The 24,658-nt window shown below is 34.4% G+C and carries 26 protein-coding genes; 20 read left to right on the top strand and 6 right to left on the bottom strand.

Annotated elements, in window-relative coordinates:
* Positions 1-67 precede the first annotated feature (67 nt).
* Positions 68-418 (bottom strand): helix-turn-helix domain-containing protein, encoded by a 351-nt coding sequence (locus tag RSC39_RS08940; RefSeq protein ID WP_063281812.1) that lies wholly within the window; start codon positions 416-418, stop codon positions 68-70.
* Between the two features lie 104 nt (positions 419-522).
* Between RSC39_RS08940 and RSC39_RS08935 the strand changes: the two genes are divergently transcribed.
* The 12 genes from RSC39_RS08935 (at position 523) to RSC39_RS08880 (ending at position 11,419) form a co-directional block, all read left to right on the top strand.
* Positions 523-1,437 carry an AvrD family protein gene (locus tag RSC39_RS08935; RefSeq protein ID WP_332536610.1) on the top strand — a complete coding sequence of 305 codons (915 nt, stop codon included), beginning with the start codon at positions 523-525 and terminating at the stop codon, positions 1,435-1,437.
* Between the two features lies 1 nt (position 1,438).
* On the top strand, positions 1,439-2,209 hold the full coding sequence (locus tag RSC39_RS08930; RefSeq protein ID WP_063281810.1) for an AAA family ATPase: 771 nt from the start codon (positions 1,439-1,441) through the stop codon (positions 2,207-2,209).
* Positions 2,210-2,217: 8 nt separating this feature from the next.
* The gene (locus tag RSC39_RS08925; protein ID WP_063281809.1) at positions 2,218-2,907 is read left to right on the top strand and encodes an ABC transporter ATP-binding protein; all 690 of its coding nucleotides are present in this window, start codon (positions 2,218-2,220) and stop codon (positions 2,905-2,907) included.
* Positions 2,904-5,165, top strand: coding sequence for an ABC transporter permease (locus RSC39_RS08920; RefSeq protein WP_332536606.1), 2,262 nt, complete (start codon positions 2,904-2,906; stop codon positions 5,163-5,165). Before RSC39_RS08925 ends, RSC39_RS08920 begins: the two co-directional genes overlap by 4 nt.
* Before the next feature lie 211 nt (positions 5,166-5,376).
* The gene (locus RSC39_RS08915) at positions 5,377-5,886 is read left to right on the top strand and encodes a methylated-DNA--[protein]-cysteine S-methyltransferase (protein ID WP_063281807.1); all 510 of its coding nucleotides are present in this window, start codon (positions 5,377-5,379) and stop codon (positions 5,884-5,886) included.
* Positions 5,887-5,900: 14 nt separating this feature from the next.
* On the top strand, positions 5,901-6,476 hold the full coding sequence (locus RSC39_RS08910) for an Ada metal-binding domain-containing protein (protein WP_332536603.1): 576 nt from the start codon (positions 5,901-5,903) through the stop codon (positions 6,474-6,476).
* A gap of 235 nt (positions 6,477-6,711) precedes the next feature.
* Positions 6,712-7,521 carry an ABC transporter ATP-binding protein gene (locus tag RSC39_RS08905; protein ID WP_332536601.1) on the top strand — a complete coding sequence of 270 codons (810 nt, stop codon included), beginning with the start codon at positions 6,712-6,714 and terminating at the stop codon, positions 7,519-7,521.
* A complete protein-coding gene (locus tag RSC39_RS08900; RefSeq protein ID WP_332536599.1) occupies positions 7,518-8,243 on the top strand; it encodes an ABC transporter permease in 726 nt (241 codons plus the stop codon). The genes RSC39_RS08905 and RSC39_RS08900 overlap by 4 nt, the downstream gene beginning before the upstream one ends.
* Before the next feature lie 61 nt (positions 8,244-8,304).
* Positions 8,305-8,763, top strand: a complete 459-nt coding sequence (locus RSC39_RS08895; RefSeq protein WP_332536597.1) for a LytTR family DNA-binding domain-containing protein — start codon at positions 8,305-8,307, stop codon at positions 8,761-8,763.
* Positions 8,760-9,137 carry a DUF3021 family protein gene (locus RSC39_RS08890; protein ID WP_332536595.1) on the top strand — a complete coding sequence of 126 codons (378 nt, stop codon included), beginning with the start codon at positions 8,760-8,762 and terminating at the stop codon, positions 9,135-9,137. The genes RSC39_RS08895 and RSC39_RS08890 overlap by 4 nt, the downstream gene beginning before the upstream one ends.
* Before the next feature lie 108 nt (positions 9,138-9,245).
* Positions 9,246-10,391 carry a cysteine desulfurase family protein gene (locus RSC39_RS08885; RefSeq protein WP_021036789.1) on the top strand — a complete coding sequence of 382 codons (1,146 nt, stop codon included), beginning with the start codon at positions 9,246-9,248 and terminating at the stop codon, positions 10,389-10,391.
* Between the two features lie 149 nt (positions 10,392-10,540).
* The gene (locus RSC39_RS08880) at positions 10,541-11,419 is read left to right on the top strand and encodes an NlpC/P60 family protein (protein ID WP_332536592.1); all 879 of its coding nucleotides are present in this window, start codon (positions 10,541-10,543) and stop codon (positions 11,417-11,419) included.
* Positions 11,420-11,475: 56 nt separating this feature from the next.
* Here the strand turns inward: RSC39_RS08880 and RSC39_RS08875 are convergent, their stop codons facing one another.
* The gene (locus RSC39_RS08875) at positions 11,476-13,125 is read right to left on the bottom strand and encodes a peptide ABC transporter substrate-binding protein (protein WP_332536590.1); all 1,650 of its coding nucleotides are present in this window, start codon (positions 13,123-13,125) and stop codon (positions 11,476-11,478) included.
* A 191-nt stretch (positions 13,126-13,316) separates the two neighbouring features.
* A complete protein-coding gene (gene cysK, locus RSC39_RS08870) occupies positions 13,317-14,249 on the bottom strand; it encodes a cysteine synthase A (RefSeq protein WP_332536588.1) in 933 nt (310 codons plus the stop codon).
* A gap of 217 nt (positions 14,250-14,466) precedes the next feature.
* Between cysK and RSC39_RS08865 the strand changes: the two genes are divergently transcribed.
* Positions 14,467-15,546, top strand: a complete 1,080-nt coding sequence (locus RSC39_RS08865; RefSeq protein WP_332536586.1) for a LysM peptidoglycan-binding domain-containing protein — start codon at positions 14,467-14,469, stop codon at positions 15,544-15,546.
* Between the two features lie 40 nt (positions 15,547-15,586).
* Here the strand turns inward: RSC39_RS08865 and RSC39_RS08860 are convergent, their stop codons facing one another.
* From RSC39_RS08860 to recU, 3 genes are read right to left on the bottom strand one after another with little or no spacing between them, the layout of a single operon-like run.
* On the bottom strand, positions 15,587-16,219 hold the full coding sequence (locus tag RSC39_RS08860; protein WP_332536584.1) for an MBL fold metallo-hydrolase: 633 nt from the start codon (positions 16,217-16,219) through the stop codon (positions 15,587-15,589).
* Positions 16,220-18,301 carry a transglycosylase domain-containing protein gene (locus RSC39_RS08855; RefSeq protein ID WP_332536582.1) on the bottom strand — a complete coding sequence of 694 codons (2,082 nt, stop codon included), beginning with the start codon at positions 18,299-18,301 and terminating at the stop codon, positions 16,220-16,222. It lies immediately after the preceding gene.
* A complete protein-coding gene (recU, locus tag RSC39_RS08850; RefSeq protein WP_063281796.1) occupies positions 18,288-18,929 on the bottom strand; it encodes a Holliday junction resolvase RecU in 642 nt (213 codons plus the stop codon). Before recU ends, RSC39_RS08855 begins: the two co-directional genes overlap by 14 nt.
* 80 nt (positions 18,930-19,009) lie before the next feature.
* On the opposite strand from recU, the gene RSC39_RS08845 reads away from it, so the two are divergent.
* The 7 genes from RSC39_RS08845 (at position 19,010) to tig (ending at position 24,352) form a co-directional block, all read left to right on the top strand.
* On the top strand, positions 19,010-19,534 hold the full coding sequence (locus RSC39_RS08845; RefSeq protein ID WP_332536579.1) for a DUF1273 domain-containing protein: 525 nt from the start codon (positions 19,010-19,012) through the stop codon (positions 19,532-19,534).
* Between the two features lie 159 nt (positions 19,535-19,693).
* On the top strand, positions 19,694-20,080 hold the full coding sequence (spx, locus tag RSC39_RS08840) for a transcriptional regulator Spx (protein WP_011675556.1): 387 nt from the start codon (positions 19,694-19,696) through the stop codon (positions 20,078-20,080).
* Positions 20,081-20,300: 220 nt separating this feature from the next.
* Positions 20,301-20,582 (top strand): UPF0223 family protein, encoded by a 282-nt coding sequence (locus tag RSC39_RS08835; RefSeq protein WP_011675557.1) that lies wholly within the window; start codon positions 20,301-20,303, stop codon positions 20,580-20,582.
* Positions 20,548-21,327 (top strand): inositol monophosphatase family protein, encoded by a 780-nt coding sequence (locus RSC39_RS08830; protein WP_015082109.1) that lies wholly within the window; start codon positions 20,548-20,550, stop codon positions 21,325-21,327. The genes RSC39_RS08835 and RSC39_RS08830 overlap by 35 nt, the downstream gene beginning before the upstream one ends.
* Before the next feature lie 94 nt (positions 21,328-21,421).
* Positions 21,422-22,702, top strand: a complete 1,281-nt coding sequence (murA, locus tag RSC39_RS08825; protein ID WP_332536577.1) for a UDP-N-acetylglucosamine 1-carboxyvinyltransferase — start codon at positions 21,422-21,424, stop codon at positions 22,700-22,702.
* On the top strand, positions 22,702-22,893 hold the full coding sequence (locus RSC39_RS08820; protein WP_011675560.1) for a DNA-directed RNA polymerase subunit beta: 192 nt from the start codon (positions 22,702-22,704) through the stop codon (positions 22,891-22,893). Before murA ends, RSC39_RS08820 begins: the two co-directional genes overlap by 1 nt.
* 175 nt (positions 22,894-23,068) lie before the next feature.
* Positions 23,069-24,352 (top strand): trigger factor, encoded by a 1,284-nt coding sequence (gene tig / locus RSC39_RS08815; RefSeq protein ID WP_332536575.1) that lies wholly within the window; start codon positions 23,069-23,071, stop codon positions 24,350-24,352.
* Positions 24,353-24,658: the final 306 nt, after the last annotated feature.

The raw sequence follows: 24,658 nt of genomic DNA, 5'->3' as shown, positions 1-24,658 counted from the left end.
TTATACGCAATAAAGCGAGAAATAATTAGATTGACCAATGTGTCACTAAACGAGTATCAACTTCTCTTTAAGAATAGTTATGTTCTTTTGACCAAGTTTTCATAGCATAGAGAATTGGTGCCATAGAGAGCCCTTTTTCTGTTGGGAGATATTCAACCGTTGGAGGAATAGTTGAAGTAACTATTCTTTTTACTATCCCCTCATTTTCTAACATATGTAAACGTGAGGATAAAGTGCGAGTACTTATCCCTTTTAAAGTTCTTTGCAATGAACCGTAATGATTATTTCCTTTCGATATTTCCCACAAAATGAGAGAAGTCCATTTGCCACTAATTATATCAACGACAGGTTGAATAGGGCAATTAGTTAATGTAAAAACTTCTCTATTAGAGAGATTGGGATCAATTCTTTTTGTCATAAAACACTCCAATTTAATAGATTACACCTTTACTATTTTACAGTACTTTACAAAATTTGTCAAAAGTGTAAAATTAATGTATTAATTATGAAGGAAATTTTATTATGAGTATAACAATTGATGAAGTTCTAGGAAAAGCAGAAAATAGATATTTTGGTTCAAAGTATAAATCTATTTCTCATAAGATTACAAGATTTTGGAAAGAAGGAAATGACTATTTTCTTAAAGGAACGGTTTCATCTCTCCAAAATTGGTCGATTAAAAAGTCTGTTGCACAAAAACAACACTTAAGCAGTGTAGATTGTTTAGTTTTTTCTTGTTTGGCATTCGAAGAGTACATGGAAAAAGTTGAACCATCTGTAAATGTTGAAAATTTGAAATTAACATCATTTAAGGTTGAGATGGGTAAAGCTCCATTAGAAAATTTGATAGATATTGATATTCATTTAATCTCTCCACAAAAAAATGACGATACTTTAAGTTTGGAAATTATGGTGGGGAATATGAAAGTTAGAGGAACTTTTCAAAAGTTTTTAGGAACTAAAAGAAATAAAAATAAAGAGGTTGAAAGTTATTGGAAGAACCATATTAAACATCTCACCAATAAAATTGAGAATATTGAATTCAAAGAAAATTCTACTGTGACGGCACAGATTAGTGTAATGAAAGAGACAATATATAACTATTCAGGTCTTCAGTCTGGTTTTGAAAATGAAATGTCATTATTATCTTTTCTTATAATTTTTGCTCAACTTGCGGAGTCAATTGCTTATCATCATGATTGCATTTTAAGGGAAGATTCAGAAAATTTTTGGGTGCGTTCATTATATGCAGAAATAAGTCCACAGTTTTCAGGGAAAATAGGAGATATTTTACATTTAGAAACAAATATTAAAAAAGCAAATATCATAAAAGTAGGCGATAAAACTTGGAATGCAATGCAGATGATTGGATATGATAGTAATCATCTAGTAACTTTCAAAGGAAAAACAGCGCACATTATAAAGGAGAAAAATTGAGATGGCTAAACATATAGTGATTTCTGGAACTTATTCGACAGGAAAAACAACAACGACAACTGCCTTAGCGTTGGCTACGGGAATTCCTTTAATAAATGCACTATCTGCCCGTGAAATATTAACGGATTTATATCCAGGAAGAAAATTTCAAGAAATGAATGTGACTGAACTTATAGCATTAGGTTTGAAACGTTTTGAAGAGAGAATACACGCTGAAACTGAACTTATCAATCAAAATAGTGATTTCATTTCAGATGGTTCTGTGCTTAATGAGTGGATTTACGGCACAGTTCGTTTAAAAGTTGGAATAAATCCTGGTTCTCCTAAGTATCAGCAAATGATAAAAGCGGTACTAGGAATAAATTCTAAACGATTTTTACGAAAATATTTAGATGCATACGGGCAAGTAGTCAATCAACATGCGAAAAAAACCTACACGGAAGTTATCCATTTACCAATAGAATTTGAAATGAATAAGGATGGGCACCGACCAGTTTCTGAGAAATACAGGAAATTGTCGGATAGAGAAATTCAAAAAAGTTTTGAAAATTTTTCAGGAATTCCAGTCTATACAGTTGGTGGGAGTCAGATTGAAAGGCTAACAAAAATCATTGATATACTCAAACTTCCGCAGGTAATGTCTACAAAAGAAGCAATTGAAAGGGCCGAAAAGATAATTAAAGAAAGTCGTGAAGCGATATCTAAACAAATAATTGAACAATACAAAGAGACAACATTGACAGAGAAGATAAAAATATTATCAAAGTATTAGGAGTAAACATGATTTCATTAAATAATATAAGCAAAACTTATAAAAATGGGGAGACTGATATTAACGCTTTAAAAAATATTGAATTAGATATTAGCCCAAACGAGATTACAATTATTTTAGGTCCAAGTGGTTCTGGAAAAAGTACATTACTAAATATTCTTGGAGGAATTGATACGCCAAGCTCTGGAGAATTAGTTATTAATAACACACTTGTGAAAGAAAAAGATCTGCCAAGCTACCGTAGACATACTGTAGGTTTTGTATTCCAATTTTATAATCTTATTTCAAATTTAACTGCTTTTGAAAATGTGGCTATTGCTGAACAGCTTAATGAAAGTAATGAAAATCAAGCAGAGAAATTACTCGAAAAGGTTGGTTTACTACATAGAATAAAAAACTTTCCAGATCAGTTATCTGGTGGTGAAATGCAACGTGTTGCCATTGCCCGTGCTTTAGCGAAAAAACCAACTCTATTATTATGTGATGAACCAACAGGAGCATTAGATAGTAGTACTTCACAGTCCATACTTCAATTGCTAACAGAGACGAGTGACAAGAACACAGCAGTCGTTATTGTTACACATAATGATAAGGTTGCTGAATTAGGTCACCGAGTGATTAAACTAAAAGACGGTGAAATATCAAGTATAAAGAACAATGAAAAACCAAAAAAAGTATCTGAGGTGAATTGGGAATGAAAATTCTTATTAACAAACTTTTACGCACTATAATCAAAAATTGGGTAAGTTTCTTTTCTGCCTTTTTAATGATTTTTTTAAGCGTTCTTTTTTATGTTGGGTTACAAGGAACTTGGCAAGGAATGAATAAGAGCGTTTCGGGATATACTCAACAACAAAATTTAGCAAGCTCCTGGGTTCAAGCGAGTTTTATTACAGAGGGGCAACTTTCTCAAATAGAAAGAATTGAGGGAGTAGATAAAGTTGAAACGTCACAACATATTTCTACTTCAATTCAAATAAAAGGAAGTCATGAGAGTTATAATATGGAACTCATGACCAAGACCGCAAATAGCAATATTTCTAAAACTACTTTACTTTCTGGTAAGGCGGTGAAACAAGAAAACGAGATAAACATAAACAGAGATTTTGCAAAAGAGAATAATATTTCTCTTGGAGATGTCATCACTTCTTTAGAGAAGGGACAGCAAATAAAATTGAAAGTGGTTGGAATCGTAATATCTCCAGAAAATATATATTTTACAGGGTCTAGTAATTACATGGCTCCGCAATTCAAGCATTATGGTTATGGGATTGTCAGCAATCAACAAACTCAAATGATGGCAGGGACTACAATATTAAGAATTAAAGGAGAAGTTAATTCAACTATTCCGAAGAAAATAAAAACTATTCTAGGTTCTCAATATATTACTTATCAGAATCAAGCAACAAATGCTAATATATCAACTGCTGTTAATCGTGTTAACCAGATAAAAAATCTCTCTCTTTTATTTTCAGCCTTATTCTCTTTATTAGCATTTTTAGCTGTCTATACTACTATTCAACGGCTTATTGTTGCTCAAAGAAAAGATATTGCAATATTAAGAGCACTTGGCTATTCTGAAAGAAGTATTTTATTTTACTATACAAGTTACGGTTTTGTTGTAGGAATAAGTGCTATTATTCTTGCGTGGATTTTTTCTCCTTTCTTATCAAATTTCGTTTTGAAATCGCAAGAAACCATGTTTACATTACCTTATTGGAGAATTTCATATAAACTGGATGCTGTACTTATTTCTGTTATAGCAGTCTTTATTAGCACTATCTCTGCTTTTTTTGCCGCAAATGGTGGTAGAGGGGAAGCATTAGTGGATGTTCTTTCCGGTAAAGAAATTTCAAAAGTGAAAAAACGTCCATTAAGTTTCAAAAACTTAAATATAGGGAATCGCTGGGCATTTAGAGATAGTTTAAAACATCCAGTGAGAACATTTATGAGCATTATTGGTGTTTCAGGTGGGATTGCATTGATTATGATAGGTTTAGGAACATGGGATACAATGAATCATCAAGTTAATCAATCTTTTGGGAGAGAGTTTAAATACAAAACCTTATTACAAATAAAGCCTAATAGTAACCTACAAGAAGTTGATGATTTGAAGAAACAGATGAAGGGAAATCTAATCTCGAATCTTTACACGGAGGTAAAGTTTCAAGGAAAAATAGTCAACGAACCTTTTACGATTATCGAATCTACTAAATTTTTAGACATTAAAGATTTATCGGGGAATACTATTAAAGACAAAGGCGTTTATATTACTGAGGGATTAGCTAATAAAGAAAATATAAAAAGAAATGATGAAATTGTACTAAATCCTGCATTAACAACAGCGTCTAATAAATTTGTTGTCAAAGGAATATTAAAAGTTAATTCTTTACAGGGAATTTATATGACTAAAAAAGCGTATCAAGAAGCTGGCTATTTGTTTAGTCCAACGGCGCTTATGTCAGACAATTGGATGAGGGATAAAAATAGTCTTATTTCTCAAATCATCTCTTTAAAATCTCAACGAATTAATGGGTTTGATATGGTGAAAAATCTGACAAGTATCTTTATGCTCATCTTGGGATTTGGAATTGTGCTCACTTTGGTTATTTCTTATAATTTGGGATCTTTGGGTTTCATTGAGCGTAAGAGAGACTATGCAACACTCTATGTTTTAGGACTTACAATCAAAGAAATTCGGAATTTAACAATGATAGAAACAGTTATTACGACATTTGTTGGCGTATTGATTGGTATACCGTTTGGTTATTTATTCTTATCAAAATATGTCACCATATTTACTTCGGATCAAATTGTCTATTATACTTATATATCATTTCAAAGTATCTTAATTGCTGTTATGATAACTATTTTAGCCTCTCTTTCTTCAATTATTCTGACGAATCGAAGAATAAAGAGTCTTGATATGACTGAGGCATTAAAAAATATTGATTAATTAAAAAATCTAAAATAATAAATTTTCGATGTTAAATGGGAACAAAAGTGTTCTGATTATAGATATGATTTAGTTTAGTATTGTGTAAAGTTTAATTCATTAAGTTATTAAAAAATCTTTTTATCAATGAAAAAGCCAAATAGTGATGTTTTATAATCAATTTTTTTGTTATACTAATAATAAAAAAACAAGAATTAAAAGGAGGAGAGAAATGTTGTATAAAGCGGATTATCAATCACCTTTAGGTGAAATGACTCTTCTGGGTGATGAAAGTTGTTTATTGGGTTTATGGTTTAAGGAGCAAAAATATTTTAGCTTAGGATATGATTTGAGTGAGGCTAAAAATGATGAGAATTTACCAATTATTAAAGCTACAGAATGGTTGAATCAATATTTTAGGGGAGAAAACCCTAGTTCTAAAATGATTAAATTAAATCCTGTAGTAACGGAATTTAGAAAAAAAGTACTTAAGATATTAGGTGATGTTCCATACGGAACCTTAATTACATATAAGCAGATTTCTAAAGAACTTCAACAAAACGAGCAGAACCCCAGAAATATGTCGCAGGCAGTTGGAGGAGCAGTAGCTCATAATCCAATTTCCATTATTATTCCTTGTCATCGAGTAGTGGGAGCTGATGGAAGTTTGACAGGATATGCTGGAGGTCTTGATAAGAAAAAAGCACTTTTAGCACTTGAACAATCTGATTCAATCAAATGAACAGGAGTTCACATTTGGTAATTACTGACGAAATTTGGGAAATCATTAAAAATAATGACAAAAAACTGGATAATAGACTATGGTATGGTGTAGTGACAACAAAGATTTTTTGTAAACCTTCTTGTATGTCCAGATTACCAAAACGAGAAAATGTCAAGCTATTTTGTTCTCCTAAATTAGCACAGAGCGAAGGATATCACCCCTGTAAAAGATGTCAGCCAATGGATAAAATTCTTCCAAATGAGATGTTGGTCAAAGAAGTTGATTCAATTTTAAAGAATTGCTACAAGGAAGAGTTCAGCCTTGAAGAATTAACTCACAGGCTCCATAGCTCCTCTTCTTATCTGCGACATGTTTACAAAAAAACAAAAGGCGTCACGCCTCGACAACAGTTGATGATGATAAGACTTGAGCAAGCGAAAACTAACTTGCTGACTAGTAATGCTTCTATTTCAGAAATTGCTCAAAGCGTTGGGCTGATGAATACCTCTTATTTTATTAAAGTATTTCGGAAACATTATGGAAGTTCCCCAAATCAATATCGAAAAATGATAAAGAATAAGTTTAATAAATTTTTAAAGAGTCGATAAAAAACTTATTGTTAAAATTGTAGTCAAATTTTGTTTTACAATAATGATTTTTTATGTTTCATTAAGTGGCTTTCAGTAAATTTGAAAGAGAGATAAATGAATTTTATGAAAAAGGGAGGAGAAATTCTTGTCCTTTTTTATTTTCTAAATAAAAAAAATATTTTATCCCTAATTATTGTCAATTTATCCCAGAGTTTTGGGAAGTGATTTTAGTATATTAAGCTAAAATAGCAGTATGAAAATAAAAAATATAGAAAAATCCTATGGTAAAAATCAAGTGCTAAAAAATATTAGCTTTGAACTAAATCAAGGAGAAAAAGTTGCTTTGTTGGGCAATAATGGCGCTGGAAAATCAACATTGATGAATATCATTAATGGTAATCTGGAGGCTTCATCAGGACAAATTGATTATGGAACAATGAATCCGACATCAAATAATACGGGTTATATCATGCAAAATATGACCCTACCTCCGGATGCTTTAGGAAATGAAGTTTTATCTCTATTTGCGCGTGATGAGAATGCTAAGAATTATGGGAGAAGATTAGTTAAAGAGTTCAGAATGGAATCATTTTTGAATCGAAGATTTTCTAATCTTTCTGGAGGACAGAAGCAAAAACTATTTTTGATTTCAGCTCTTCAAAATAGTCCAGAATATTTTTTCTTAGATGAAATTACAACTGGGTTAGACAGTGAAAGTAGAGGAGAACTTTTTAAATTTTTATCATCAAATTTGAAAGTGAAGGAAGCCACTTTACTTTTAGTGACACATTATTTGGAGGAAGCTTTACAATTATGTGATCGTTTCATTATTCTTAAAGAGGGGCAAATTATTGCGGATTTGAAAAAATCAGATTTGATTCAGGAAGACTTTTCGTATTTAGAGTGCTCAATGAATATTTCAGATTTTGAAGAATATAGGATTAAAGAATATCAATATAAAATCCCTAAAAAATTGGCTGCTGAAGCGCTCATTAGATTTAGTAAGGAAATTGTCTTATATCAAAAAGACTATCGAATTGATTTGGAGGAATTATTATCATGAAATTTTTAAAATATTTTGCATTTGAATTGCGATTACGCTATCGAAATCCTTCGCAAATCTTCTTTGTCTTTATTTTTCCTTTGTTTTTAATGTTTGCTTTTTCCTCAAGCTTTGGAAAAAGCGTTCCCCACTATATTGAAAATAATATTGCTTCAATACTTTTATATAGTGTTCTGTCAGCAAGTTTAACCTCACTTTCTGTTCAAATAGCAGAATATCAATCTGGAAAGATTTATCAATTATTTATTCAGCGAGGCATAAAGAAAATATTTTATATAGCAGCACAAATCGCCAGTTTCATGATCATTATTTTTTGTTCAACAATCGCTATTTTATTAGTCGCTCATTTTTCTTATCATTATGATTTTCCTAAGCTGAGTATTTTACTGGTTTTTTATCTTAAACTTTATTTATATTCACTGCCATTTTGCTTATTAGCTATCATTATTGGACTATTAGCCAAAAATACGGCGACAGCAAGTGCGATTGCAATGCCGATTATGTTTCTTTCATTCTTCTTTTCGGGAATGATGATTCCATTATCACAACTTTCGGGAGGAATCCGAAAAATCGCTGATCATTTTTTTCTGACTCAGTTACTTTCAGATTTAAATCATACCTTAACTTCAACTTACACGGTTATTCCAAATTGGTCAGTCATCTTACTAAGCTTTGGAGTTCTTTGCCTTTTGAGTCTCATTGTTTATAAGAAAAAGGCCTAATGATAGAAGATGCTTTAGTTAAATAATTGTTTAAGTAAGCATTTCTTTATATAATAAAAAAGTGAAAATAAAAAAACAAATTGATCCTAATATAAAGGAATCAGAACTTGTGATTATTGCACGAACAGAAGAGGAATTTTCACAAGTAGTCAAGCACTATCATTTGCAAGATTTGACTGCAAACGAAGAGGATAAACTTTATTTGGCAACAAATCAAGGTTTTGAAATTATTAAAATAAGAGAAATTCTATATATAAAATCAATAAAAAATTATCTCGAATTTTATACGGTAGGTGGAAAGATAAGAGTAAGGTCTCCTTTGTACTTTTATGAAAAAAAATTAGCCAAAGACTTTATTAAAATTTCAAGAAATACTTTGGTTAATTTTGAGCAAATTACACGCTTAGAAACGGATTTCGTGTATGGGGTGGTACTTTGGATTTCTGAGGATAAACTGCCTGTCAGCCGAAGATATTTGGCAAATATCAACCAAAAATTAAAAGAGGGAGCTAGAAAATGAAATATTTAATTTCTGCTTTTAAAGGAATCCTTATTGCTTTAGTCTGTGGACTTTTTCTCACCTTACTATATGGCGGAAAGATTGAGCTTGAGTCTATGGCTTTAATTCTTATTTATGGCTTTATTCAAGGTTTCATTTCTAAAGTGATTGATGAGTTTATTAGTATCGCTTTAGTAGAGTTTATCAGCCAAGCCTTATGTAGTTATTTCTTAGCTTTTATTTACTTATTAGTGAATACTTGGTTGTTTGATAACTCTTGGCATAATCATATTTGGAGTTTTACTGTGACCTGGCTTCTTATTTTTATTTTGGTTTATATTTATTCGATGATTAGAAATCGGCAGATTGTCAAAAAATTTAATAAAGAGAGCTGAGTTTTCTTACAATAGGTGCTCTTGAGATTTACTCCTTATATTATTTTTCAACGCTCAGACATTTTTTGTGATAAAATAAGATTGATTTTTAAATATTAAGGATAAAAAATGATATATTTTGATAATTCTGCTACGACGGCAGTTAATCCAATGGTTTTACGAACTTATACAGATGTAGCAACAAAAATTATGGGAAACCCTTCAAGTTTACATGGCTTGGGAACGACGGCCACACGTTTGCTAGAGGCTTCCAGACGACAAATTGCTGAATTACTCGGTCTTGATTCACAAGAAATATTTTTTACAAGTGGGGGTACAGAGGGCGATAATTGGATTATTAAAGGTGTGGCTTTTGAAAAAAGACCTTATGGTAATCATATTATTGTTTCCAGCGTTGAACATCCTGCAGTAAAAAATGCGGCAGAATGGCTCAAGACTCAAGGATTTGAACTTGATTATGCGCCTGTTGATGCGGATGGTTTTGTTATTGTTTCCGAACTTGAAAAATTGATTAGAGATGAAACGATTTTAATATCAGTGATGGCAGTCAATAATGAAGTGGGAGCTATTCAACCGATTCAGGAGATTTCTGAACTATTAGCCGATAAGCCAACCATTTCTTTTCATGTGGACGCGGTGCAAGCGATTGGGAAAGTCCCTTTAGAAACTTGGCTGACGGACCGACTTGATTTTGCAACTTTATCGGCTCATAAATTTCATGGTCCTCGAGGAGTGGGGATTGTGGTCGCCAAAAAAGGGAAAAGATTAACTCCTCTTTTACATGGTGGTGGTCAAGAGCATAATTGGCGCTCAACCACAGAAAACTTGGCTGGAATTGCTGCGACTTCTAAGGCGCTTCGATTAGCTCTGGATGAAGACGACTTCAAAAGAAAAAAAGTGTTAGCAATGAAACAAGTGATTTTAGAAGAACTTGAAAAACATAAAAAAGTTCATGTTTTTAGTAAAATGACTGATTTCGCACCAAATATTTTGACTTTTGGTATTCGAGGGGTTCGTGGAGAAGTTGTTGTTCATGCTTTTGAACAGCATGATATCTATATTTCAACCACTTCGGCTTGTTCTTCAAAGAAAAATGCTGCCGCTGGAACCTTAGTTGCAATGAATGTTCCTTCAAAATTGGCAACAAGCGCAGTTAGAATTTCATTGGATTCTACAAATAATATGGCGGAAGTTGAACAATTTTTGACTGTTTTCCGTCAAATTTATCAAGAGTTGGAAAAAGTAAGTGGCTAAACCTTGGTGAGAAAAATAGCTAGATTGTTTGTGGCTCTTTTAGAAATGAAAAAAGGTGATTTGAAATTAACTTCAAATCACCTTTTCTTATCTAAATCTTAAAATATTCTTATTAAGTTATCATTAAAATTCACGTGTTATAAATAGATATGAATAAAAGAACAAATGATCATAAAAAAAGTGGCTCCAAAAATATTGATAAAAAAGGACAACTAATTATTTTAACTTGCCTAGTCCTCCTATGTTTTCTTGTCGGCTATAAAATATATCATAGTCAAGATGTTCAGGCATCAACGATTAAATTGGTTAATAAATCAAATAAAACCTATGCTTATGCTGGGCAAAAAAAATTGACAGGTCTTCAAACAATTAATGGGAATAATTATTATTTTGATTCATCAACGGGTGTCATGAAGACAGGCTTGCAGACTGTGAATGGGGGAACCGTTTATTTCAGTCCGGTAAACGGTAAAATGGTCTATGGACTACATAAAATTGATGGATATTATTATTATTTCTCAAAGAAAACTGGAAAAGATGATGTGGTCAAAACTTATGAAGCAGTAGCTAGTCAATTGACTACAAATAATAAGGTCATTGAAAAAACAATTTCTTCAGGAATGAAATTGGTTGGAAAGAGTCCTTATGTTTATGGTGGGGGGCGAACTGATGAATCAGTAGCGAAAAATGAATTTGATTGCTCAAGTTTCATTGCTCAGATGTTTCGTTTGGGTGGTCAGTCTTTAGTTTATCAATTTGCGGCTTCAACTTCATTACTTGCCCAAACAGGGACAGCCGAAGAGTGGTCTGATAAAGCACGTGGTGATTTATTAATTACTGCTGACGATGCAAGTGAGGATGAGCAACATGCGGCTATTTATCTTGGTGGAGGCTTTATTTTGCATGATTCAACAAGCACTGATGGCGTGAGCATTAGTCGATTGAATCAAGTCATTAATAAAAAAGTCTTAGGAAATATGACTTGGGGGCAATTATTTGAGCCCGGCCATGTTCGTCATGAAGTTTAAAAGTTACTGACAGAATAAAAAATTTACTGACAAAAATCTGTCAGTAAATTTTTTTATTATTTAGTGATTTCAGCGTGACGTAAATCAAAAATCATGGCTGAATTATAAGTAGAAATTCCTTTGAGTTTTGGATTCAGTAATAAAGACACAGATTCGGTAGCAAGTGGGTTGACGTTAGCTGACTCATAAAGTGCTCTCTCAGCGTCTTTATAATGAGCGTATCGTTTATCTGCTGACAGAACGTCTGGAGCTGTAGTGGCTGCATTATAAGCTTTATCAAAGTCTTTATTATCGACTAAGCCGTGATTCATTGAACTTCCTGACACAAAGTTCATCAAGAAATCAGAAGGTTCATTATAATCTGCCCCCCAGCTGGTTAATAAAATTTGGAAATTATTATTTTGGACATCTTTTTGGCGTTGAGCAGATGAGACTAGCTTTTCGTTGATGGTCAAACCTGGTAAGTCTTTTTCAAGATTTCCTTTGAGATAGTCCACTGCCGCTTTAGCGAATGAATTATCATTAGCGCCTTCAAGTTCAAGTGTAATTGAGGTTTTTCCTAACTCTTTTAGACCTTCTTTAAAAAGTTCGGCAGCTTTTTTGGCATCGTAGGTATAAGGCTGAGCGGCATAAGTCGCGAAATCTTGACCATTTGGTGCTTGGTCTAACTTTTTAGGGGTCACAGTATTTGTAATTGAAAAGCTTGGCGCAGCAATCTCAAGCAAGTTTTTGCGATTTGTTGCTAAATTTAGAGCTTGACGGATTTTTAAATTAGAAAGTTCAGGAACTTTACCAGATTGATTGTATTCTAAAACATCAATTCTTGGTGAAGTCAAAGCTTTATAATCTTTATTCTTCTTGTTTGCAGAAACTAATTCAGGAGTGGCAAGATTAGCAACATCAAGTTTTCCAGATTTGAAAAGGTTAACAGCAGTGTTAGGATTATTTACGATTTGGTAAGTTGCACCAGAAAGCTTAACATTTTTGGCGTCATAGAATTGGTCATTTTTTACAATTGAGAAAGTTTCATTTGAACCAGTCCAATTGTTTTTTCCTTTGACAAATTTGAAAGCTCCATTATAGAGACTGGTGTCTGAACTTGTCCCATATTTATTTCCCATTTTCTTAACGAAAGCTTCATTGACGGGATAATAAGCTGGAAGTGTCAGTAATTTATTGAAGTAAGGAGTAGGTGTTGCTAAAGTGATGACTAATTTTGTATCAGATTCAGCTTTAATTCCAAGAGAATCAACTGTTTTTTTACCGGCCATTATTTCGCTGGCATTAGCAACTGGTGTCAAGGCATAAGCATATTGTGAACCAGTTTTGGGGTCAACGGTTCTTTGCCAGCCATAAACAAAATCAGCGGCCGTTAACTTAGCGCCGTTTGACCATTTTAACCCGTCTCGCAAAGTTACATTATAAGTTTTACCATCTTTTGAAACGTCAATTGATTTTGCCAAATCATTGACAACTTGCGCATCAGGATTCCAACGAACAAGTCCGGCATCAACATTGAGAAGAACATCAATGGAATTAACATCAGCTGCCATGCTGGTGTCAAGGGTTAAAATATTGCTTGCAAAGCTGTAATTTGCCTTTTGAGTCGGCTGTTCAGATTTGCTGCTAGAGTTTCCACAGGCTGTCAGTAATAGAGCAGCAGAAAGAGAAACTGCAGAGAAAGCAATAATTTTTGATTTATTCATGAAATTGTTTTTTCCTTATTAAAATTTTCCAAGAGCGAAGCGCTCCCAAAATAACTTTACCCTAAAATATAAAAATATAAAAATAACTTGTTTAGATTTTAGAAAAAAATACTGACAGAAAAATTTAGAAGAAACCAATCAGAATTTTTAGCTGATGGTTATTCTTAAGTTTCTGTCAGTAACTATTTATTTTATTTTTCAGAATCAAAATCGTAAAGAGCAGTTGACAAGTAACGTTCACCATTATCAGGAGCAATGGCTAGCACTTTTTTACCTTTACCTAATTTTTTTGCTACTTCGAGAGCGGCATAAATGGCTGCACCAGAAGAAATTCCAACCAAAAATCCTTCTTTACCCCCGAGATGACGAGCAGTTAAAATAGCATCCTCTCCTTTGACACGAATGATCTCATCATAAGATTTGGTATCAAGATTTCCAGGAATGAAACCAGCAGAAATTCCTTGAATTTTATGAGGTCCAGCAGGTTCGCCCGAGAGAATAGCAGATTCATCAGCTTCTACAACATAAGTTTTAATATTTGAATTGGCTTTTTTTAAGGCGTGAGAAACTCCTGTTATTGTTCCTCCAGTCCCTGCTCCTGCGACAAAAGCATCAAGTCCAGTTGGGCCAAAAGCGTCGATAATTTCGGCACCAGTTGTTTTTTCATGAACCTCAGGATTTGCTGGATTTTCAAATTGCATGGCTAGAAAATAGCCTTCTGTTTCTGAAAGTTCTTTTGCTTTGGCAATTGCAGCTTTCATCCCACCACTAGCAGGGGTTAAAACCAACTGAGCACCATAAGCTTGAATCAATTTACGACGTTCAAGTGAGAATGACTCTGGCATGACAATCACGACCTTGTAGCCAAGAGCGGAACCAACAAAGGCCAAGCCAATTCCAGTATTACCAGAAGTGGGTTCAACAATTGTTCCGCCAGCCTGTAAGCGGCCATCAGCTTCAGCGGCGCGAATCATAGAAAGAGCAATCCGATCCTTGACGGAACCGCCAGGGTTAAAAGCTTCAAGTTTAACATAAACATCAGCGCTATCGGCTGGGACATTCTGTAATTTAATGATAGGAGTACGTCCAATCAGTTCGGTAATATTTTCATAGATTTTTGTCATTTTTTTGGCTCCTTTATTTTCATTATAACTCAAATAAAAAATTTTGCCTCCTAATATTATAATCATGGCTCTAAAAAAAATTTATGATAATAAACTTTTAAAAAATAATAAAGAAAAGACTTTACAAATCGTCAGAAAATTTTTATACTAGTAAGTAACAATAAAAATACAATTGGCATATTTCAGTCAAAAAACTATCTAAATATAGGGAGACTCAATGAAACAGAAACATAAATTAGCGCTTGGAGCGTCAATTGTTGCTTTGGCAAGTTTAGGTGGAATCAAAGCTCAAGCAGCAACAGTTCAAGAAATCATCAATGCTGCGGTACCAGTAGCCAATGATTATGGGCTTTATCCATCAGTAATGATTGCACAAGGAATTTTGGAATCTAGTGGCGGTCAAAGTGCTTTAGCAAGTAATTATAATAATATTTTTGGGGTGAAATACACTTCCGGAACACCAGTTTATTTGCCAACGCAAGAATACTTAAATGGCGTAATGACAAATGTTGTTGAACCATTTCAATCTTATAGTTCGGTCTATGAGGCCTGCGTTGCCCAAGCTCAAATGTTGCGTAGTTCCTCATATTATTCAGGAGTTTGGCGTGAGAATACAAGTTCCTACTCAGAGGCGACTGCTTGGCTTGAAGGACGTTATGCGACTGATCCAACTTATGCTTCTAAATTAAATAGTGTGATTGCCGAACTTGGATTGAGTGTTTATGACCAAGGGGGCGAAGTTTCAAGTGCTGGCGCTGTTTCAACAAGTTCAATAACCTCAACAAATTCAGTTGGAACCTACAAAGTTCAGGAGGGAGATTCATTGTCAGCAATTGCTGCACAATATGGAACAACAGTAGAGGCGCTTGTGTCGGCAAATAGTTTGGAAAATGCTAATGATATCCATGTCGGAGAAATTTTACAAGTCGCGGGAGCAACGGGCTCAACAACAGTTACAAATAATGCTTCTTCAAGTGAGTCAGGTGCTACTTATACGGTAAAATCAGGAGATAGTCTTTATTCAATTGCTGAACAATATGGAATGAAAGTTTCAGCTTTGATGTCAGCCAACGGAATTTATGATATCAATTCAATGCTCCAAATAGGACAAGTTTTACAAGTTAGCACAAGTGGTTCAGCGAGTGCTTCATTGACCTCAGGTAATTACACCATCCAAAATGGGGATAGTCTTTATTCTATTGCTACTGCCAACGGAATGACAGCTGACCAATTGGCCGCTCTCAACGGTTTTGGAATTAACGATATGATTCATCCTGGGCAGACCATTAAAATTTAAATAAAAAATTACTGACGGATTTCTGTCAGTAATTTTTTATTTATTGGAAGAACGGATTATGATATTTTTCAGTACCAATTGTCGTCTCTGGTCCATGACCAGGAAGCACCCGAATATGCTCATCAAGCGTAAAAAGCTGACTACGAATTGATTCTAAAAGTTGTGCTTGATTCCCAGTTGGTAAATCCCAACGGCCAATCGCATTTTTAAAGAGAGCATCTCCACTAAACAGGCAGGAGTCGCCTTCGCTTTCAAAGAGAAGACTTACTCCGCCAATGGAATGACCCGGAGTTTCTAACACTCGGAATCTGAATCCCTCTAAATCATAGTTTTGTCCGATGTTATAAAATTGTTCGACATCTGGTCCAGTCACTGCTTTTCCAAGAAAAAATAGCGAGGCATTTAATTCAGGATTTTTCATCCATTCTTTTTCTGATTGATGAAGATAGATTGGAGCGTTAGGAAAATATTTTTTCACATCATTTAATCCCATGATGTGATCAAAGTGGGCATGAGTGAGTAAAATTGCACAGACCGCTTTGTCAGTAAGTTTTAGATACTCAAGAAGTGCTGACGAATCACTTCCTGGGTCAATAATAAGGTATGAAGTAGAATTGCTCAGGACATAAGTATTTTCCTGAGCAATTTTATTAACAATTTTTTTAATGATCATTTAGCCACCATTAGCAGAAGATTGTGTAATGGCTTGACCAGAACTATCTGTTTTAACCAGAGCAGAACCTTGTTGGGCGACGCCCTCAGGTGCTGTCCAAGTCGCAACAGCAGATGGGTCAGGATTGAGTTGAGTCATCATTGATGAAAAGACTTTAGTGGCAATTTGAGTACTTGTACCATATATTGGAGTCAATCGATTTGAATAACCAGTCCAAACGGCCATTGAATACTGAGGAGTATAACCAACGAAGTTTTCATCAGGAGAAACCATTCCAGGGAGTGAGCCATATTTTTCAGTGATTTGTTTCATTTCACTATCAGTATAATTAGAAGTCCCTGTTTTACCAGCTGCAGGCAGGCCAGGAACAGCAGCGTATGAGCCAACAGATTCTGAAAGTGGTAATGTTAAAACACTTTGGAGAATATTTGTCATAATATACGCTGTTGAAGCTTGCATTGCCCGTGAACGAACTGGTTTGTATTCAACTGTTCGCCCGTCAGGGAAAACAACTTTAGAAACATAATAAGGTTTAGTATAAATACCACCATTTGAGAAAGCAGCGTAAGCCGCAGCCATTTTTTCAGAACTTGCCCCACCATTTTTATCTGGGGTATAACTAGAGATAGCATTAGAATACTGCATTGGGTTCAAATTAATTCCAAGTCCATCAACGAATTTAGTAGAATTATCTAAACCAACATTAATTAAAGTTTTAACGGCCGGAATGTTTCTGGAAAGTGCCAGTGCACTTTTAACCGTCATTGAACCAAAATAATTATTATCCCAGTTTTTTAAAGGTGTCCCATCCGGATAAGCGGTTGGGGAGTCAGAAACATAATTATTTGTTGAAGTATAAACATTATTCTCAAAAGCAGGACCATAATCAACAATTGGTTTCATCGTTGAACCCCAATCTCGGTCTGTTTGAACCGCTTGATTGAATCCGAAAGTGACATCGGTTGGTTGTTTACGTCCCCCAATTTGTGCAATTACAGCGCCTGTTTTGACGTCAGTGACTGTTGAAGCTACTTGCATTGTATCATCTGGATAGGTAATATAATTACCGGTATTAACAATATTATATAGATTTTGTTGTGCTGTAGTATCAAGGGTTGTATAAATTTTAACCCCTTCGTTCAAAATATCATTACCAGCTAAAGTTTTGGCTTGCGCGATAGCCTGTTTGAGGAAGTTATCAGCATAACTAGGAATCGTAACGCTTTGTTCCAAAGGTTTAAGTCCATCATCAATTGGGGTAGCTAGCGCCGTTTTTTCTTCTTCAGCCGTAATTTTATCATAGCGACGCATTGCACGGATAACCATGTCACGGCGCCATTTGGCAGAAGTAGCATTAGTGTAAGGGTTATAAGTATTAGGAGCTTGAGGCATTCCGGCAAGAAGAGCTAGTTGAGCAATTGAAAGTTCTGTCAAATCTTTTCCGTAATAGGCTTGCGCAGCAGTTCCCATCCCATAATAGCCATTTGCCATATTTACCTTGTTGACATAAGCGGTAAAAATTTGCTCTTTAGTCCATTTTTGGTCCAATTTAAGAGCCATCCAAGCTTCTTGAACTTTGACGCTCAAAGTTTGGTCTGATTCATCTGTTGAGAAAAATGAAAGTTTAATCAACTGCATATCAAGGGTAGACCCCCCGTTTAAAGATCCGCCTTTTAAGTTGTTGACAAAGGCACCGGCAATCCGAATCGGATCAATTCCACGTGTATTGAAAAAACGATGGTCTTCAATAGAAGTAACAGCATTAACCAGCATCACCGGAATATTATCTGTTTTAACTAAATTTCTTTGCTCGGCCCCTAAAGTTGCAACAAGTTGTTCCTTTGAATCATATACTTTTGGAGAGGGGGTTGACTCAAGTTTATCTAGGTCTAGAGTGGGTGCATCTTTGGCATAATAAACAAAAACAGCACCACCGGCGGCCAGTCCTAAGATGATTAATGAAAAGAAGACAATCAAAAATAATTTAACAGCTGTCCACCATTTTGATTTAGCAGAATCGCGTTTTGCTCGCTTATTTTGTTTATTTTTCTTAGATTTAGTAGAAATTTTACTGTACCTCACAAAGTTTATTCACAATTTCTAGATATGGAATCCTAGGAATGTGGTTTGTTTCAATTTTATAGCCATTTTCGCGAATATAAGCGAGTGGGATTGACTTTAAACCATTTTTTTCGTAATAAAATGTAATTAAATAGGAAGACGGAAGAAGATAAGTCTCATCTAGCGCCGCAAAGTGTAACAAAACAAAAGCAATTCCTTGCTGAGCGAGAACATTACTCATGTGAACAATTTGATGTTCATGGAAATTTTTTAAAGGAAAAACCGTTTTTTGGTGTGTTTCTTTTGCTTCAAAATCAACATAATGACCTTTATAGACTCCAGAATAGTCAGTCGTAGAGGCTTGCCTAAAATAAGCTTCTGTAATTTTTGCACGACTTCGTTGGGGATAGTCTACTCTAACAATCTGTATCGGTGTTGGTTTTTTATGAATAACGGCAAGACCGCGTGAGAGATAGTAATCATTTGTTGCATTGATTTCTGCTTCAAAATTCATCCCTCGCTTTCCGAAAGCAACAAGACTTTTAGATTTTGGAGCACTCTTTTTAGCTACTGACAGCTCTGTCAGTGTTTTTTGTTTTTTAGGAACAGCGCTATAAGACTGCGACCTTCCATTAGGATAATTAACCATTCTGTCTTCTACCTTTATAAAATTCTCAGTTAGTTATATAATGTCTATTATAACATAAATTTTACAAGGGGAAAATATTTATGAATTCACTGCTCATCATGGGTTATACAAGTTTTGATCTAGGGATTTTCAATGAAAAAGACATTAAAGTATCAATTATAAAAAAAACAATCAGAAGAAAATTGATAAATTTCTTAGAAGAAGGACTGCGCTGGATCATTTTTACAGGAAATTTGGGATTTGAATATTGGGCCTTAGAAGTCGCTAAAGAACTGCAAACAGACTATGAATTTCAAATCGGAACAATCTTTCCTTTTGAGACTCATGGTCAAAATTGGAATGAGAATAACCAAATAAAATTAGCAAGCTTCAAACAAGTTGATTTCGTTAAATATGCTTTTGACGCTTACGAAAATCCGGGTCAATTTCGTCAGTATAATGAATTTTTACTTGAAAATACAGAAGGATCATTTGTTTTCTACGATGAAGAAAATGAGACAAAATTAAAATATATGGTCGAAAAAATGAAACAAAGTTCAAATTACGAAGTCTATTTACTTAATTTTGAAGATTTACAAGAGACTTTTGAAGAGATGAATGACTAATTTTGTAATTTTTATAAGAAAATAATTTATAAAAACCATGACGTTACTTTTTTTGCTATATTAATTTTGGTATAATACTTACCAGATGTAAATTAGTTTTTGCCCAATAGGGAGAAAAATAAACTTACTGATAATTTTAAAAGGATGGGAAATAGGACTGTGATTGATTTATATTTATCGCCATCATGTACCAGCTGCCGTAAAGCGCGCGCTTGGTTGCAAAGCCACAAAGTTCCCTTTGTAGAGCACAATATTTTGACACAACCGATGACAACAAACGATTTGCGTCAAATTTTGACTAAGACAGAAAATGGAACAGAAGACATTATTTCAACACGGTCAAAAGTTTTTCAAAAGTTGGCTGTGGATGTTGACAATTTAACCATAAATGAGTTGTTAGATTTGGTGACTGAATTTCCAAATCTATTAAGACGCCCAATTATCACGGATTCAAAACACCTTCAGATTGGTTTTAACGAAGATGAGATTCGTGCATTTTTACCACGAGAATATCGTCGCGCAGAAATGTTAACTACAATAGATTAAAAAGTCGGCAAAGTTTACTGATGAAGAACTCAAATAAGCCAAAATTAACCAGTGTCCAAGTTTGTGAAATTAACGAAGTTAGTCAACTTACTAATTTATTAAAGGAATAAACGACCACAGGAAGATGGAAGAAAGGCTTTTTATGACAGTTTCGTCAGTAAATTTTTCTGCGTGCTTATAAAAAATAAATAAAAGAGACCGAGGCCTAGCCAGGAGGATCATGAAAGAAAATTATAATTACCCTCTTGATTTAAGTTGGAGTACTACTGAAATGACAGAAGTGCTCTCTTTTTTCAATCAAGTTGAGAAATTTTATGAAAGTAAAGTCGAAAAAGAGCTTTTTCTTGAGTCTTACGCTGCTTTCAAAAAAGTTGTTCCTTCAAAAATGCAGGAAAAACAATTGGGAAGAGATTTTGAGCAGAGCAGTGGTTACTCACTTTATCGAGCGCTCAAGGAGGTAGAAGCTAGTGGGAAACGATTTGTCAGTGCTGACAAGGCTTGAATTAGCTAAAGATTGGGTAAGAGATGCTGGAAATTTCTTAAAAGAAAATATCAGCTCTCCTCTCGAAATTACCGAAAAGACACGTTATGATGATTTAGTGACCAATTTTGACAAAGAAGTTCAAGAACAATTAGTAAGCAATATTTTGCACCATTTTCCAGAGGATAAGATTTTAGCCGAAGAAGATGATGAAAAAATAAAGTTTGATCCAGAAATTCCTCATTTATGGATTCTAGATCCGATTGATGGAACGACAAACTTCATTGTCCAAAAAGATAATTTTGCCATTATGCTTGCTTATTATGAATTTGGTGTTGGAAAATTTGGCTTAATTCTTGATGTGATGAAAGATAAACTATACTGGTGTGATAGTCATAAAGCATTTTGCAATCAAAAGGAACTTGAAAGCAAAAAGATGTCTCTTGATAAGAGTTTGCTCGGGGTGAATAGTTATATGTATCGCACTAATAGTGGCGGCTTATTAGATTTAAGCCATCAAACTTTAGGGGTTCGTATTATTGGAAGCGCAGGAATCAGTTATGGTCAACTTTTAGAAGGTAAAATTCTGGGATATTTTAGTAATCTTCAACCATGGGACTATGCTGCTGGAAGTATTATCGCTGAAAAAATTGGTTTTGTCACATTGACAACATCAGGGGAAAAACCAAGGTTTAACTGTAGAGAACAAGTTTTTACAGCTCCAGCATATTTGGTTTCAGAAATACAAAAATACATTAAAAGTTAAAACAAATGAAATGTTTCAGCAAAATAGAATCTTCTTTTATGATATAATTTAAAAATATAAATTAAAAATAGAGGAAAAATAGGAATTTAAATAAATGGATAAAATAATTGTAAAAGGTGGGCAAACAAAACTTCAAGGAGAAGTCGAAATTGAAGGAGCAAAAAATGCTGTTCTTCCACTTCTTGCCGCTACTTTACTTGCGAGTGAAGGCGAAGTTGTATTAACTAATGTCCCTATTTTAAGTGATGTTTTTATGATGAATAATTTAGTAGATCATCTAGGGACGAGCATTAGTTTTGACCAGGAAGCAAAGAAAATCATTGCTAAAGCTAATTCTGAAATAAAAATAACTGCTCCTTATGAGTATGTCAGCAAAATGCGAGCATCTATTGTTGTCATGGGACCAATTTTAGCTAGAAATGGCCAAGCGCGGGTTTCTATGCCAGGAGGATGTTCAATTGGTTCACGTCCAATCGATTTACATTTGCGTGGATTTGAGCAAATGGGAGCAACAATTACTCAAAATGCTGGTTACATTGAAGCTAAGGCTGATAAATTAAAAGGAGCTCACATATATCTTGATTTCCCCTCAGTAGGAGCCACGCAAAATCTAATTCTTGCGGCTACCTTAGCCGAAGGAGTAACAACACTCGAAAATGCGGCCCGCGAACCAGAAATCGTTGACTTAGCCAATCTTTTGAACAAAATGGGTGCAAATGTCAAGGGCGCTGGGACTGATACAATCATAATCAGAGGTGTTGAAAAAATGCACGGTGCAAAACACTCTGTTGTTCAAGATCGAATTGAAGCCGGAACTTTCATGGTTGCAGCAGCAATGACCCAAGGTGATGTACTAATTAAAGATGCAATTGCTGAGCATAATCGTCCATTAATATCAAAACTCAGTGAAATGGGCGTTAATTTCACCCAAGAAGAAACAGGACTTAGAGTCGTAGGGCCTGAAAAACTCAAAGCTACAAGTGTTAAAACATTGCCACACCCAGGTTTTCCAACTGATATGCAATCTCAAATGACTGCCGCTCAAGCGATCGCGGCTGGAGAATCTGTAATGGTCGAAACAGTATTTGAAAATCGTTTCCAACATTTAGAAGAAATGCGTCGTATGGGATTGGAAGTAGATATTACTAGAAATACAGCCTTAATCCAAGGAAATTCAAATTTGCAAGGAGCCGCAGTAAAATCAACAGATTTAAGAGCGAGTGCAGCTTTGATTCTTTTAGGATTAGTGGCTAAAGGTCAAACAACTGTAAGAAGATTAAGCCACTTAGACCGCGGTTATTATAAATTCCATGAAAAATTAAAAGCACTTGGTGCTGATATTGTCCGAGTGAAAGATGAAGACGGAGAAGAATAATGTTCAAGAAGACCATAAAATTTTTAGGACTAAGATTATCAATTATCATCTTTGTTATCATTTTGTTAGTCCTTGCCATTGTTTTAGGGCTTATGGTTGGTTATGGCTTTCTAGGTGGAGGAAATCCTTCCAATATATTTAATCATGATTTATGGAATGAAGTTATGACTAAGCTAAGTCCTGGAAAATAAAAAGAAGCTCAATTTGAAAGAATTGGGCTTCTTTAATTTAAAAATAGTAATAATGAAAATAAAAAATTATATTTTATAAGCTGAAAAAGCAAGTAATGGTTGAAATATAGCGTATTTTGTGCTATTCTTGAAAGGTATGAATTTCTGGGCTTAGGCTCAAAATAAGGAGAAAAAAATGACTGTAAGTTTTGAAAAAACTAGTGATACTAAGGGTACACTCTCATTTTCAATTGATCAAGAAACAATTAAAACTGGGCTTGACAAAGCCTTTAATAAAGTAAAAGCTAACATTAGCGTTCCTGGTTTCCGTAAAGGTAAAATTAGCCGTCAAATGTTCAATAAAATGTACGGTGAAGAAGCTCTTTTTGAAGAAGCCTTGAATGCTGTTCTTCCAACTGCTTACGATGCTGCAGTAAAAGAAGCTGCTATCGAACCAGTTGCTCAACCAAAAATTGATGTAGCAAAAATGGAAAAAGGTTCTGATTGGGAATTGACAGCAGAAGTTGTTGTTAAACCAACAATCACACTTGGTGACTACAAAGACCTTACAGTTGAAGTAGACGCAACTAAAGAAGTTACTGATGAAGAAGTGGAAGCACGTTTAACAAGCGCTCAAAACAACTTGGCAGAACTTGTAGTAAAAGAAACTGCTGCTGAAAATGGCGACACAGTTGTTATTGACTTTGTTGGTTCAGTTGACGGTGTTGAATTTGAAGGTGGAAAAGGTTCAAACCACAGTCTTGAACTTGGTTCAGGTCAATTCATTCCAGGATTTGAAGAACAACTTGTTGGTACAAAAGCTGGTGAAACTGTCGAAGTTAAAGTAACATTCCCAGAAAATTATCAAGCTGAAGACCTTGCAGGAAAAGAAGCTCTTTTTGTAACAACTGTCAATGAAGTAAAAGCAAAAGAATTGCCAGGACTTGATGATGAACTTGCAAAAGACATCGACGAAGAAGTTGAAACTTTAGAAGAACTTAAAGCTAAATTCCGTAAAGAACTTGAAGAATCAAAATCAGAAGCTTACGATGATGCAGTAGAAACTGCCGCAATTGAAGCTGCTGTTGCTAACGCTGAGATTAAAGAAATCCCAGAAGAAATGATTCATGAAGAAGTTCATCGTGCGATGAATGAATTCCTTGGAGGAATGCAACAACAAGGAATTTCTCCAGAAATGTACTTCCAAATTACAGGTACTTCTGAAGATGATCTTCACAAACAATATGAAGCAGATGCTGACAAACGCGTTCGTACTAACTTAGTAATCGAAGCAATTGCAGCTGCTGAAAGCTTTACAACTTCAGATGAAGAAGTAAAAGCTGAAATTGAAGATCTTGCTGGTCAATATAACATGCCGGTTGAACAAGTTGAAAAACTTCTTCCAGTTGACATGCTTAAACACGACATTGCTATGAAAAAAGCAGTAGAAGTTATTGCAACAACAGCTAAAGTAAAATAATTTTTATATTTAATAAAAATAAAGTAGTGCATGGCACTACTTTATTTTTTTGCCATTTTAAAAGTTTCAAATAAGATATTTTACATAAAATTATCAGATGTTTTTTAATAACCGAAATAAAAGAAGGATAAAATAGAAAAAAACAATAAGCAAAGAAGTGCATAATATCAGGGTTTAAGAGACAATAATAAAAAAAGATTTAAAAAGTGACAGTTAATTCTTGACAGGGAGAGATAGGTTTGATAGAATATAATAGTTGTCGCGAGAGACGAGCGTCGAAGCGCGACAAGCTAGACCATTGAAAAC

Source organism: Lactococcus sp., assembly GCF_036648155.1.
In the GTDB taxonomy this organism is placed as follows: Bacteria; Bacillota; Bacilli; order Lactobacillales; family Streptococcaceae; genus Lactococcus; species Lactococcus cremoris.
This window is presented reverse-complemented; position numbering and strand designations above follow the sequence as displayed.

Excerpts from the sequence above, each read along its gene's own strand:
- RSC39_RS08890 (WP_332536595.1), top strand. The coding sequence starts at position 8,760 with ATGAAATATTTAATTTCTGCTTTTAAAGGAATCCTTATTGCTTTAGTC.
- RSC39_RS08875 (WP_332536590.1), bottom strand. The coding sequence starts at position 13,125 with ATGAATAAATCAAAAATTATTGCTTTCTCTGCAGTTTCTCTTTCTGCT.
- RSC39_RS08845 (WP_332536579.1), top strand. The coding sequence starts at position 19,010 with ATGAATTCACTGCTCATCATGGGTTATACAAGTTTTGATCTAGGGATT.
- recU (WP_063281796.1), bottom strand. The coding sequence starts at position 18,929 with ATGGTTAATTATCCTAATGGAAGGTCGCAGTCTTATAGCGCTGTTCCT.
- RSC39_RS08940 (WP_063281812.1), bottom strand. The coding sequence starts at position 418 with ATGACAAAAAGAATTGATCCCAATCTCTCTAATAGAGAAGTTTTTACA.
- RSC39_RS08865 (WP_332536586.1), top strand. The coding sequence starts at position 14,467 with ATGAAACAGAAACATAAATTAGCGCTTGGAGCGTCAATTGTTGCTTTG.
- RSC39_RS08925 (WP_063281809.1), top strand. The coding sequence starts at position 2,218 with ATGATTTCATTAAATAATATAAGCAAAACTTATAAAAATGGGGAGACT.
- tig (WP_332536575.1), top strand. The coding sequence starts at position 23,069 with ATGACTGTAAGTTTTGAAAAAACTAGTGATACTAAGGGTACACTCTCA.
- cysK (WP_332536588.1), bottom strand. The coding sequence starts at position 14,249 with ATGACAAAAATCTATGAAAATATTACCGAACTGATTGGACGTACTCCT.
- RSC39_RS08935 (WP_332536610.1), top strand. The coding sequence starts at position 523 with ATGAGTATAACAATTGATGAAGTTCTAGGAAAAGCAGAAAATAGATAT.
- RSC39_RS08860 (WP_332536584.1), bottom strand. The coding sequence starts at position 16,219 with ATGATCATTAAAAAAATTGTTAATAAAATTGCTCAGGAAAATACTTAT.
- RSC39_RS08880 (WP_332536592.1), top strand. The coding sequence starts at position 10,541 with ATGAATAAAAGAACAAATGATCATAAAAAAAGTGGCTCCAAAAATATT.
- RSC39_RS08835 (WP_011675557.1), top strand. The coding sequence starts at position 20,301 with ATGAAAGAAAATTATAATTACCCTCTTGATTTAAGTTGGAGTACTACT.
- RSC39_RS08915 (WP_063281807.1), top strand. The coding sequence starts at position 5,377 with ATGTTGTATAAAGCGGATTATCAATCACCTTTAGGTGAAATGACTCTT.
- RSC39_RS08900 (WP_332536599.1), top strand. The coding sequence starts at position 7,518 with ATGAAATTTTTAAAATATTTTGCATTTGAATTGCGATTACGCTATCGA.
- RSC39_RS08905 (WP_332536601.1), top strand. The coding sequence starts at position 6,712 with ATGAAAATAAAAAATATAGAAAAATCCTATGGTAAAAATCAAGTGCTA.
- murA (WP_332536577.1), top strand. The coding sequence starts at position 21,422 with ATGGATAAAATAATTGTAAAAGGTGGGCAAACAAAACTTCAAGGAGAA.
- RSC39_RS08820 (WP_011675560.1), top strand. The coding sequence starts at position 22,702 with ATGTTCAAGAAGACCATAAAATTTTTAGGACTAAGATTATCAATTATC.
- RSC39_RS08920 (WP_332536606.1), top strand. The coding sequence starts at position 2,904 with ATGAAAATTCTTATTAACAAACTTTTACGCACTATAATCAAAAATTGG.
- RSC39_RS08885 (WP_021036789.1), top strand. The coding sequence starts at position 9,246 with ATGATATATTTTGATAATTCTGCTACGACGGCAGTTAATCCAATGGTT.
- RSC39_RS08930 (WP_063281810.1), top strand. The coding sequence starts at position 1,439 with ATGGCTAAACATATAGTGATTTCTGGAACTTATTCGACAGGAAAAACA.